Annotated in this window: 5 protein-coding genes; all 5 read left to right on the top strand. The window is 30.7% G+C overall.

All coding sequences use genetic code 11. The features are described 5' to 3' along the window. Window positions 1-268 precede the first annotated feature (268 nt). The 5 genes from HSX10_RS18515 to HSX10_RS18495 all read left to right on the top strand — a co-directional run bounded on the left by HSX10_RS18515 (window position 269) and on the right by HSX10_RS18495 (window position 2806). Window positions 269-703 (top strand): helix-turn-helix domain-containing protein, encoded by a 435-nt coding sequence (locus HSX10_RS18515; RefSeq protein WP_173589740.1) that lies wholly within the window; start codon window positions 269-271, stop codon window positions 701-703. Beyond that, window positions 592-1521 carry an IS3 family transposase gene (locus HSX10_RS18510; RefSeq protein WP_173589741.1) on the top strand — a complete coding sequence of 310 codons (930 nt, stop codon included), beginning with the start codon at window positions 592-594 and terminating at the stop codon, window positions 1519-1521. Before HSX10_RS18515 ends, HSX10_RS18510 begins: the two co-directional genes overlap by 112 nt. 154 nt (window positions 1522-1675) lie before the next feature. Next, complete coding sequence (locus HSX10_RS18505; RefSeq protein ID WP_173589739.1) at window positions 1676-1918, top strand: PLDc N-terminal domain-containing protein; 243 nt, start codon at window positions 1676-1678, stop codon at window positions 1916-1918. Between the two features lie 364 nt (window positions 1919-2282). Further along, window positions 2283-2501, top strand: a complete 219-nt coding sequence (locus HSX10_RS18500; RefSeq protein WP_173589738.1) for a hypothetical protein — start codon at window positions 2283-2285, stop codon at window positions 2499-2501. After that, window positions 2501-2806 (top strand): type II toxin-antitoxin system RelE/ParE family toxin, encoded by a 306-nt coding sequence (locus HSX10_RS18495; protein WP_173589737.1) that lies wholly within the window; start codon window positions 2501-2503, stop codon window positions 2804-2806. The genes HSX10_RS18500 and HSX10_RS18495 overlap by 1 nt, the downstream gene beginning before the upstream one ends. Window positions 2807-2894 lie beyond the last annotated feature (88 nt).

Raw genomic sequence — 2894 nt, 5'->3', positions numbered from 1 at the left:
TTAACCTTATTCCTCTCTTTTGTGCTTTCTTTTTATAGGTCTTAAATTTAGTGTTTTTATTAAAATGCTAACTTAAGACGTATAAAAATAATTGCGGCTTAGTGCTTAATCAAAGGTCGTTGCGTGTTTGTAACGTCTGATTTTCCTTCGGAAAATCCTCGCATACAAACCCACAACTATTCTTATACATAAACGTTGTAGTGCATTTGAGGAATGAATTTTCCTGAAATAGGTTGACTAAAAATTAAGCAATTAATTACAGTCACTTATGAAAACACAAAATGAACACTGGCGAAAAAAAAGTTACCAAAAAGCCACTTTAGAGACCAAACTTTTAGTCGTTGACCAAATCTTAAATGGTCAGCTTTCAAACAACCAAGCTTCAAAAAAATACGATATCCCTCGAACAACCATTACCTATTGGTTAAGAAAATACAGTACTTTAGTACAACAAAATACGGGTATGAGTAAAAACGATGAAATTAAAAAGTTAAAGGAAAAGATTGAAGAACTTGAGTTTCAAAAAGACTTTCAACAAGACATTATAGCTGACATGGAACTTATTACAGGAGTCGATATGTCAAAAAAGTCATTACCCAAAACATTAGCAAAAGAGATAGAGTTAAAGAAAAAACAGCGTATAAAAGAAAATGGCTCTATGGATGTTTTGGGATATCTAAACAAGCCTTCTACAAAAGACTAAGAACTCAACAGAAAAAAGAAATAGATCATCAAAAAATGATTAAAATGGTCAAAGACTACCGTAAAAAAGTAGGCTCAAAAACTGGTGGTATTAAGCTACATAAAGAACTTAAACGAGAATTTATAAGCGCTGATATTAAAATTGGTAGAGACAAGTTCTATCGCTTCCTCAAACTAAATAACCTTTTAATTCCTAAAACAAAAAATTACATTACCACTACAAACTCAAACCACAAGTACAAAAAATATAAAAACCTGGTAAAAGACCATGTCCCTACTCGTCCTGAACAACTTTGGGTCAGCGATATCACTTATATTAAAACACAATACGGTCATAATTATTTAGCCATTGTTACAGATGCTTATTCTAAGCAGATTATGGGATATAAACTCGACAACCATATGAGAACATCACTTTGCACAGATGCGCTCGCTATGGCTATTAAAAATAGAAAATATCCCAATCTAAAGCTTATCCATCATTCGGATAGAGGTTTCCAATACTGCAACCCCAAATACACACAGTTTGCTGAAGGTAATGGAATTACAATGAGTATGACTGAACAATACGATCCTTACGAAAATGCTGTTGCTGAACGCATTAATAGAACTCTTAAATATGAATATGGATTAAAACAAACCATTAAAAACACTGAATTAGCAAAAAAAATGACACAACAAGCCGTCTATATTTATAACAATTTAAGAACCCATTTTAGCCTGGATCTCAGAAAACCTACTGAAGTCCATCTGAATCCAAACATCAAATACAAATCCTATCGAAAAAATAATGTAAATTTACCTGAACTTACGATTTAAGAACTGACCTAGTTCAAACTATTTTTTGCCTTCTAAACCGCTGAAAAAAAATCTTTTGAACGTCTAAATATTAACCAAAAAGAGTCAACCTATATCAGTATAATACAAAAACATTGTACTGAATTAGAGAATTAAGTAATAAAAAAACAGAATTATGGAAACAACATTAATTATCGGATTTGTAATTTTAACCATTATATTATGGTTTTGGGCAATTATGGACATAACAAGGTCGAGATTTAAAAATCCAACTATGAATACTATTTGGCTTTTGGCAGTTTTATTCTTTCCAGTTTTAGGCTCAATATTTTATTTTCAATTGAGAAAAAAATATGTAACCAAAGAATCGAGGAAATTTCAACCGAATTTCAACAGAACGGAATTAAAACACGACTGATTTAACTATTCTAAATCGGAATAGAACGTTGAATTTACTCTTTCCGAATTATTACTCAAACGGAATTTGAGCAAGTTTTCGGAATTGAAAAACTAAACGGAAATATTTATTTCGGATTTGACTACTCAAAGCCTGTAAACAAACTAAATGTAATAAAAAACTGCACACAACAACGTGTATAATTAATTGCTTTGGCAAGTGCTTATTTGGAAAATTCCTTCGGAATTTTCTCGCGTTCGTTTTCGTTTACTAAATTAGTTGCTTAAACACGCAACTAACCATACACAAAACCGTTGGGCTTCATACAAAAAAACGTCCGTACTGAATCATATTTTTTGTACATTTGAATTAAAGAAATTTTAAAATGGATATTCGAACAACAAAACTTGAACTGCTAAAAACAATTTTGGAGACTGAAAATACTGACTTCATCCAAAGAATAGCTGACTTTGTAAAAAAAGAAAAAGCAGATTTTTGGGACGAATTGTCTTTATCTGAACAATCTGAAATAAAAAAAGGTATTGAGGAATTGGATAAAGGAAAACGAGTTTCCTTCGAGTCATTCCTAAAGAAAATTTCTTAATGAAAGTATTCTTATCCGAACTTGCCGAATCAAAGCTTCTAAAGCTATCTCAATATTTACTGGAAGAGTGGAACGTAAAAACTCGTGACAAGTTTATCTCAAAATTAAGTGATAAAATCAAACAAATATCAAATCAACCTGATAGTTGTCCAAAATCATCGGAATTTAAGAATCTTTATAAATGTGTTGTAACAAAGCAAACGACATTTTTCTACAGAATAATAGCTGAACAAAAAGAAATAGAAATTATTACAATTTTTGACACTCGACAAAATCCTGATAAGTTAAAAAAAGACATAGATTAAAAAGTACGAAAGCCCAACAAAGTACTGTGGTAAAAAACAAGTAAAAACTTATTAATTTATTGCTAAAGTACTTCTGTAATTATTATCA

Origin of the sequence: Winogradskyella undariae (genome assembly GCF_013285155.1) — a bacterium.
GTDB lineage: Bacteria > Bacteroidota > Bacteroidia > Flavobacteriales > Flavobacteriaceae > Winogradskyella > Winogradskyella undariae.
The sequence above is the reverse complement of the archived record's forward strand: the minus strand, read 5'-3'. Positions and strand labels throughout refer to the sequence as shown.